Here is an 8,749-nt window from a genome sequence, read left to right on the forward strand (position 1 = left end):
AATCATTAGGATGGAACCCTTATGTCATATTCTGAACCGAAACAAATCTTGAAGAGCCCCGTGCGGGAAATCTGCATGCGGGGATCCGTGAGGGTTCTACCTTCTGATCCCTACAAGGACAGGAGGTAGTTCTACTCGATGGCTATTCGTATTTTAATCATTGAAGATGAAGTCACGATGGCGGGTCTTATAAAAAAGCGATTGGAAAGCCATGGGTATGAAGCTGAAACAGCCTTTGATGGAGAATCGGGATTAAAAAAGGCTCGTGAAAATTGTCCTGATCTTATTCTCCTCGATATTATGCTTCCCAAAATAGACGGTTATAAAGTTTGTCGATTATTAAAATTTGACGACAAATATAAATCTATTCCTATCATTTTATTAACAGCCCTCGGCCAGGAAAGTGATGTTGCTACAGGAAAAGATGTAGGAGCGGATGGCTATCTCTTGAAGCCCTTTGATGGAGAAAAGCTACTCGCTAAAATTGAAGAACTTCTGAAAAAATAGTCATAAGCTGTAAGGGGTCTTTTCGCTTCTAGCTTCTAGCTATTAAAGCGGTGGAGAGAAGAATTTTCCTGGTTTCTTGGGCCGGTTGGCTTTAACTTTTTTTAGTTCCAAATATTTTTTAAAAATCTTATTTTCACTTTCAGAAATCTCACTCGGTGCAATGATGTTCGGAGTCACAAAAACCATCAGATTCACCTTCCTCTTCACGACACTTTTATGACGGAATGCAAGACCTATAAGGGGAATATCGCCCAACAGCGGAACACGGTTAATCGTCTCTTCATCATGGGAAGTGACCAATCCTCCAATCACAACGGTCTGCTTCTCCTCAACTAAAACTTGAGTGTCCGCTTCACGAATATTAATGCGTGGATATTTTAAGCCTGTGGTTCCTGTCACAAAGGACCCAATTTCACTGACCGAAGGATGAATGAGCATATTGACCTGTCGATGAACCGCGACTTGAGGGATCACTCTTAAGCTGATTCCTACAGGTTGATAATAGTCAAAGGATTCTGTCACAGTTCCTTGATCGGAAACAGAGGTACTAAAAATCGGAAAATTTTCCCCGACTAAAATCGTGGCCTCATGATTATCCAAGGTTAAAACATTTGGGTTTGAAATCACATCAACATCTCCACGGGTCGATAAAGCACTTAAGACAATATCCAATTCATCTGCGGAAAGAACGGCTGTTCGAAGGTTAGAAAAGGTATTCGTTTTACTGTGAGAAACATCATTCGTCTGGGTTGTACTCAGCGTGGAAGTTCCCGTTTTTGTGGTCGTATCCGAACTCGCATTGCCACTCAGATTATTGATGGTCCGCGTGCGAGTATCATCGTTAGACTGATCGAGTGTGCTCTTGAGATCATCGGTAAAACTTTTCAGTTTTGTAAACTGATCCGTGAGTGTTTGACTGGGTGCCACTTTAATTTTCCACCCCGCTAAACTTTCCCATTTAATTCCTAAATTTTCTTCGTTGGACAAAGAAATCTCAACCACCATTGCATCAATCATCACCTGCTTAGGCATCCGGTCCATTTTTTTTAGGATATCCCTAATCCCTTGAACACGACTCGGGGTATCAATGACCAATAGCGTTTTAGATCTTTCAGAAGGAGTGTCAACCGTCTTACGAGCCCCGAATAAACCTGATGCTGAAGAAGAGGATGAAGAAGAACCCGATAACAAATTAGAATAACTGGATCCCCCAGATCCACTTGAATTTGAAGAACCCCCAGAGGAGCTTACACCACTTGAAATACCACTGATCTGCCAACCTGGCATCGTTCTTCTTTCCAAAACCATTAATTTTCCTCGAGAAGAAAGCATGCTGTCCAAAACTTTTTTTGCATCCTGGGCATCCAGATAACGAAGTTCAATCACATCGGTGATCAGCTCCCCATAAGATGCCAAACTCTCTTTTGCCTTCTCTCCCTCGGCAATTTCAGAGAGAAGCGCTACACGGTAGATATTGCCTTGCCTCAAGAACCCATAGCCATTGACCCCTAAAATAGCGCCTAAGGCTGCCTCAAATGGCACATCATTGAGTCGAACGGTAACGGTCCCTTTCACAGTCTCTCCTGCCACAATATTGACTTGATACTGATCGGATAAAAGCCTTAGCACATTGGATAATTCGGCATCTTTAAAATCAACCGTGATGAGTGTCGAGTTTTTTGAAGAAGCCTCATCGCAAAGAGAAATCGATATTCCTAAACACCCTATCATACATAAAACCATGAATATTTTTTTCATCCCACCACCTCCCTGTGGCTCAATCCTACCACCTCTGGTTGGCCCTTGGGGCCAGTCCGCCAAAGGCGGACCTGCCTTTGGCAATACAAGAGGTGGTGGGATAAAGAGCCAATTCTTACTAAGTTTGCCAACATATGCTTTTCATACTCCATAATTTTCCTTGTTTGAGAATCCTCCTGCAGAGGATCGACAGGTGGTGGGATCATTTCCGATCTCCTTGTGAACGCAGTTCTATAGTTTGGTCCCCTTTTTGAAGCAAAACATGATCTTTCAGAATATACTGAACCGTAAAATCTCCAATCCGGTCCCCTTCATGTACAATTTGATTATTGATAATGGCGGCCCCCCGATCTTGATACCAAGAAACCCCCGATAAACTTAAATTTCGGGCTTCTGTAGAGCCTGCCTTCTCTTCTCGGATGGGCGACTCTGGATTTCTAAAGGGATCCATCCCCCAACCTAATTTGACCTCCTCTTTCTCAGATAAAACCAAGGGAAGCGGCTCTCTTCCTGTGAGACCAGTATCCTCAACCTTGGAGGGATTAACAAAAGTGGCCGGATGACGAAATAGAATGGATTTGACAAGGAGAATAGTCAAGATTAAACCTAATAAAATCACAATTCCAAATTCCACAGATACTTTCTTAGACATCTAACCTCTGTTTTTTTATAAAAATTCCCATTTCCATTTTGATTTTGATTTGATTGCTCTTCTCTTCAACTTTATCAATCTCAACAGACTCAACCGTCAAGGCAAGCGTATGAAATTCTAAGCCATGAATCATATTTCCAAAATCTTGAAACCGGCCCATCAGTTCCACTGAAAGAATATTTTTGACGATATCACTCTCCCCTCCGTTCACCGAAACAACCCCTTTGGGAAGAAGGGAAACCACTGTCAATTGACTTGAAGAAAAGAGCTCCGACAATTTTTGAATGACATGCGGCATATCCCCTTCTGTTGGAAACTTGCCTTCATATTTACGAATCTCATTCTGATTTTTTTCAATTTCTCCTTCGACATCCCATACCCCTTCGGCCCCCTTACTTAGTTTTTCCATTCGATCAATTATTTTTTTCTCCCCATCTATTTTCATTGAAAGGCGATGTTGTTGAGGAAGATAAATAAAATAAAAAACCCCTCCTAAAAAAAGAATCCACCCTATAAAAAAACCTGCCCTCTTAAGCATGTTTCACCCTCTCTCTCGCCTTGCATTTAATTTCAAATTCAAGGTCTTGATGGGGAGGAGTCCCTCGACGCTGAGAGGAAAGAAGATTCACCTCGGTCAATGATTTGGCCTCTCCCAGACGAATCAAAAACTCTGAAAGAGCCCCTTCCAGAGAACTTGTTCCAGAAAGGATATGTCCTTTCATCAAAAACACCCACTGTTCTTTATCCTTCGCGATTTTAAGCTGAGCCAGGATCACCTCTTCATGAATCGCCAGAGATAACTCCTTCAAAAGATATTCCCAGGCAGGGAAACGGCCCACTGCCTGTTCGTAGTCTTCTGACATCCTTTTTAATTTTTCCTGTCCCATCTGCAAGGTTTCGATTCGATCAAAAGTGCTTTTGGCCTTTAGAAAATTTCCATAAGTCCGGTCAAACCATTTCTCACGGTTTTTGAGTTTGGAATGATCAAAAAAAATCAGAATGGAAATGAGGGCCAAAAGAAAAATACTTAAAATGGTAAACATCCGCTGAAAACGATTCCAATGCTGGTCTTGCTTTAAAGGAAGAGGACGAAGATCCAATTTCTTTTCTTTGAGGAGAGCCCCTCCTAAAGCCATCCTAAAAATTGCATTGATTTGATCAAGATCCGTGACATTCTCATCGAGTTTTAAAGCATCAAAAGGTCTTAAGAACTCCATCTTCTCAAATTTCAAATCATTTTTAAGAGAAGCTATGAACTGAGGAAGAAGGGCTCCACGCCCGGTTAGGAAAATCTTTTGGCATGAAGCAAGCTGATAGGTCCTCAAATAAAAACGAATGGATCGATCTAATTCCTGAACAAATTTTTCAAGAACGGGCCGTATCAAACCCGTGACTTGTGTTGAGGATATTTTTTTTCCCTGAGAAGTCTCCATCTGGAGCTCCCCTTCTCCCACCGGGATTCCAGAAGTCCATAGAAGAGTCTGGGCTTCTTCTGTCGTCAACTGCAATCTCCCCTCAACTCCAATCAGAGGTCTTTCTAAAGCTTCCGAAAAATCTTGAAGAGAGACTGGAATCAAGCGCTCATATTCTAAAACCCCTGATCGAAAAAAAGAAAGCGAAGTCAAAGAGGTTTCCATATTGATTAAAGCTGTAACATCCTCAGCCCCTCCCCCGCCTATTTCCCTCACCAAAGGCTCAAAAGCAAAAGGAAGCCCTTCTACCGCTTTAATTGCCCATCCGGCCCTTTGAATGACTGCAGTCCATTTCTCAAGTTCATTTTTTTTCACACAAGCAGCTGTCACATGCAAATGCCCTATTTTTTCTCGAGAAGGTTCCTTTGAAATGAAAAAATCAGCGAACGACTCCTGCAATTGCCAGTTTGGACTACGCCGCATCAGCTCATTGATAACAACCTCTTTCATATAACGACGATTCATTTTAGAAATGGGTAAGAAGTGAAAAGAAAGAAAGGGTTCCCCAATAAATACTCGAAGGGAGCGAATGCCTCTGGCTTTTTTCTTAACTTGCTGAAGGAAATTTTCAATGTCCTTTAAGTTCTTGGAACTCAAAGACATTTCAGAAAAAGGGAGGTAGGCCATTCCAACGACGCGAGGATTTTCCTTAACATCCTCTAAACAAATCCACTTTAAAGATGAAAAACCTATTTCCAGTATCGCTTGATAAGGGCTTGCCCATGCCCCCCTGGACTCTGCAAAATAAACGAAACTTTTTTCAAGAGGGATGAGGTGGTTTCTCCCGGAAGGGGATTTTTCAGAAACTCCAGATACTCCTCTTTCTGGAAGAGGACCCATTCCCTCGAAAATAGAAGAAATCTCTTTAGATAATCCCGACTTTTTTTTGCTCAAGTAAAAGTACCTCTTCGGCCAATTGTGAATAATCCCTTGCCCCTGTCGACTTCGGATCATAGGTGATAATCGCCTCCCCAGCACTCGGCGCCTCAGTTAATCTCGTATTGACATGAATCACCGTTTGGAAAACTTTTTCCTTAAAAAAGGATCGTATGCCTTCCAGAACTTCTTTAGCAATATTTGTTCTTGAATCATAAAGGGTGGGTAAAATTCCCAAAATAGAAAGATGCTGATTCAATCGTTTCTTCACAAGATCAATCGTCGAGAAAAGCTGTTTCATCCCCTCCATCGCATAATAATGAGTTTGAATGGGAATCAATACGGAATCTGCGGCGGTGAGTGCATTCACTGTTAAAATACTCAAAGAGGGGGAGCAATCAATGATGATATATTCGTAAGAGGCAGTTAAAGGAAGCAAATAATCTCTCAAAACATTTTCCCGGCCAATCACATTTACCAAGTCAATATCCGCCCCACTTAAGAGAATATTAGAAGGGGCAAGGTCTAATCCTGAAACAGGGGTTTGAAGGATCACGCCCGATAGGTTGGTTCTAGCGGTGAGAACATCGTAAATTGTCTTCTCTAAACGATCTGGACGGACTCCCAAGCCAAGGGTTGCATGACCTTGAGGATCTAAATCAACCAAAAGGGTTTTCATCCCTCTTGATGCAAGATAAGCTGATAAATTAATGGCTGTGGTCGTTTTCCCACAACCGCCTTTTTGATTGGCTATGGCAATGATCGACATTTTGCGTTCCCCCGTCCGCTTACTTTACCCCCATTTATTTCACCCCTTCACGCCACTTAAAACCATGCTCTTCACAAAATCTTTTTGCATGATAATAAAGAGAACAAGAATAGGTAAAATCACAATCACTGATCCTGCCATTAAAAGTCCCCACTCGGTATTATGCTGACCATTTAAATTAGCGAGGGCAACGGGAAGCGTGTATTTGGATTCTTTCGTCATAATAATCAGCGGCCAGAGAAATTCATTCCAGGCCCCCATAAAGGTAAAAATGGTAAGAGTGGCCAAAGCGGGCCGACACAGAGGAAGAACAATACTCCAAAGAATTTTTAATTCCCCGCAACCATCCATTCGAGCGCTCTCCAAAATTTCATTGGGAATCCCTTTCATAAACTGGCGCATGAGAAAAATGCCAAAGACAGATGTAGAACCAGGTAAAATCAAACCTGTAAAGGTATTTAAAAGATGCATCGATTTTAGAATTAAAAAGACAGGCATCATACAGACCTGCCCGGGAACCATCATCATCAATAAAAGAAGCCTAAAGATTTTTTCTCGGCCTGGAAATTTATGTTTGGCAAAGGCAAAAGCTGCCAAGGAATTTAACATCAAATTAAGGAGGGTGAGGGAAAGAGCAACAAAAACGCTGTTACCAAAAAAAACAGCAAACCGTACTTTTTCAAAAAGCTCTTTGTAATAGGCAAATGTGATGGGCCTGGGAATCCACTGGGGTGGAAGAGTAAAAATTCCTTCTTCCGGTTTAAGTGAAGTGGAAACCATCCACAAAAAAGGCATTAACGTCAGTAAGAATAAAAAGAAAATAATGCCATGAAGCCCCATGGAATTTAATAAATCTTTAATTTTTTTCATCTAAAAATCCTTATCTTATCTCCCCTGATTTTCCATTCCTTAACCTCTAGCCTTCCAGGTTGTTATATCCTTACGAACTTTTAAGGATGTCATTTTATCTAATAATACTTCATATCTAAAATTATTCAATCTTTTGATAGAATCAAAAGTCGTTAGACTAGAATGGTTGATCTAGAATGCACGCTATTCTTGAATCTCTAGTAAAGACCAATGCCCGCCTTTGTCAGGGCCTATTCTCTTTAATAAACCGTCTCCTTTGAGCTTCTGGATATTTTTCTTAACCGCCCTATCGCTCATCTTGAGTGTATGAGCCATTTCTTCTATGGTTATTTTTGTGTTTTGAGAAATCAAATCCAAAATTTTCTGGGAACTTTTCTGGGAACTTTTCTGGGAACTTTTCTGGGAACTTTTCTGGGAACTTTTCCGGGAACTTTTCTGGATACCAGCTAAGACTAAGTGTTTAAAGGTAATAATAAAATAACCATTGGTTTCTATATCTAATTCTGTCCCGTACTTCTTGCATTCTTCCTTGATCCGCCTTAGGCCTGTGCCTATCTTCTCAACATACCCAATACGATGAAAAAGATCGGCAATCAGGGGATTTCTTCTTACGGCGAGTCGGCCCAATTTTTCTTTAGTCAGAGGTTTTATTAAAGAACCTATGTTGGATATTTCAATCCTGTCGTCAAAAATATCAACCTGGACATTTGAGCCAGTCTCAAAATAATCACGATGCATGACTGCATTGATGACAGCCTCTCGAAGGGCTTCAATAGGGTACTCTGGTATTTCTTCTCTTTTAATATCTCTAATTTTATAAGAAAGCCGCGTATTTCTTCTAATAAATTTTATGGCCTCATCAACTTGAGAAACAATATTTCCCTCAAAGTCAGCCCGATCCAATACCTCAACTTTATCTATTCCTAAATATCTTGCACAAGTGAGGTAGGCATGGATAAAGTATCTCTTGGGCGAGTTAGAAAAAAATAAGATTCCGGCATTGTTTATTTTATTAGCTTCACCGACTCCCAAATTAAACAATATTTCATAAACAGATGCCTGGGTAATCACTTCAGCTCGTTGAAGATATTCTTTAAGAACATTTTCGTCTAAGTCTTTGAAATTAAAGTTACAGCAAATTAAAGAATCGAATTTTTTGCGACCCTGATCAAAGATAAAATCCACCAGTTCATCCCTGCTCATTTTTTGTGAAACACTGTCTTCCCTTAAATAAAATCCTCCTGAACACTTATGTGGTTTATTTTCGGATACCGGAACTTCAATGATGACAATATCTTCAAAATGACTGATCTCTATTTTCACCGAAGGATCGCAATTTTTAGCGACATCATTAATCTGGGCTTTCAATCTATTGGTAAACTTAACACCTTTTATCGTTTTAGTATCGTCTACGCCAATCAATATCCTTCCGCCTTCGGCATTCGCAAAAGCAGTCATATCCCTATCTATACCGCCTATCCCTTCTTTAAATTCTATCTTAAAGCCTTCGCCTTCTTGCAATATGAAATCCAATTCTTGTTGAGTCATGATTGGCTTTATCTTTTCATCTGTATTCATTTCGCAAGTTTCCTGACTTCTTTTTCGAAATATCTCTTTATTTCTATCCACTCCACTTTTTTCAACATCTGCGGCGTTTCATCTGATTCTGCATCTTCAAAATAGACAAGGCTTTTCATAATATGATTACTTAGATCCTGCGTGAAGAAGTCATTTTTCACGCAGGATGTGGTTTAGAATAAATGTGGTCGCGAGAAAATTTTACCACTCTTTACAACACCTGATTCAGGTTCTTCAGCTTGGCAATTTTATCCTTAGCATACCAAA

General features: G+C 40.6%; 8 protein-coding genes. 1 reads left to right on the top strand and 7 read right to left on the bottom strand.

Annotation, left to right across the window (positions count from 1 at the left end; translation table 11 throughout):
- The first annotated feature begins 138 nt into the window (after nucleotides 1-138).
- Entirely contained in the window at nucleotides 139-507 is a 369-nt protein-coding gene (locus HYS07_07835; GenBank protein MBI1871085.1) for a response regulator, read from the top strand.
- A 42-nt stretch (nucleotides 508-549) separates the two neighbouring features.
- Here the strand turns inward: HYS07_07835 and HYS07_07840 are convergent, their stop codons facing one another.
- From HYS07_07840 to HYS07_07870, 7 genes are all read right to left on the bottom strand, one after another.
- Entirely contained in the window at nucleotides 550-2,265 is a 1,716-nt protein-coding gene (locus HYS07_07840; GenBank protein ID MBI1871086.1) for a hypothetical protein, read from the bottom strand.
- 202 nt (nucleotides 2,266-2,467) lie between these two features.
- The gene (locus tag HYS07_07845; GenBank protein ID MBI1871087.1) at nucleotides 2,468-2,917 is read right to left on the bottom strand and encodes a hypothetical protein; all 450 of its coding nucleotides are present in this window, start codon (nucleotides 2,915-2,917) and stop codon (nucleotides 2,468-2,470) included.
- Nucleotides 2,910-3,455, bottom strand: coding sequence for a type 4a pilus biogenesis protein PilO (gene pilO, locus HYS07_07850; protein ID MBI1871088.1), 546 nt, complete (start codon nucleotides 3,453-3,455; stop codon nucleotides 2,910-2,912). The genes HYS07_07845 and pilO overlap by 8 nt, the downstream gene beginning before the upstream one ends.
- On the bottom strand, nucleotides 3,448-5,283 hold the full coding sequence (gene pilM, locus HYS07_07855; protein MBI1871089.1) for a pilus assembly protein PilM: 1,836 nt from the start codon (nucleotides 5,281-5,283) through the stop codon (nucleotides 3,448-3,450). The genes pilO and pilM overlap by 8 nt, the downstream gene beginning before the upstream one ends.
- The gene (locus HYS07_07860) at nucleotides 5,255-6,034 is read right to left on the bottom strand and encodes a ParA family protein (GenBank protein MBI1871090.1); all 780 of its coding nucleotides are present in this window, start codon (nucleotides 6,032-6,034) and stop codon (nucleotides 5,255-5,257) included. The genes pilM and HYS07_07860 overlap by 29 nt, the downstream gene beginning before the upstream one ends.
- A 39-nt stretch (nucleotides 6,035-6,073) precedes the next feature.
- A complete protein-coding gene (locus HYS07_07865) occupies nucleotides 6,074-6,904 on the bottom strand; it encodes a carbohydrate ABC transporter permease (GenBank protein ID MBI1871091.1) in 831 nt (276 codons plus the stop codon).
- A gap of 183 nt (nucleotides 6,905-7,087) precedes the next feature.
- Nucleotides 7,088-8,482, bottom strand: a complete 1,395-nt coding sequence (locus HYS07_07870) for a putative DNA binding domain-containing protein (GenBank protein ID MBI1871092.1) — start codon at nucleotides 8,480-8,482, stop codon at nucleotides 7,088-7,090.
- Between the last annotated feature and the right edge of the window lie 267 nt (nucleotides 8,483-8,749).

It is taken from the genome of Chlamydiota bacterium, from assembly GCA_016178055.1.
In the GTDB taxonomy this organism is placed as follows: Bacteria; Auribacterota; JACPWU01; order JACPWU01; family JACPWU01; genus JACOUC01.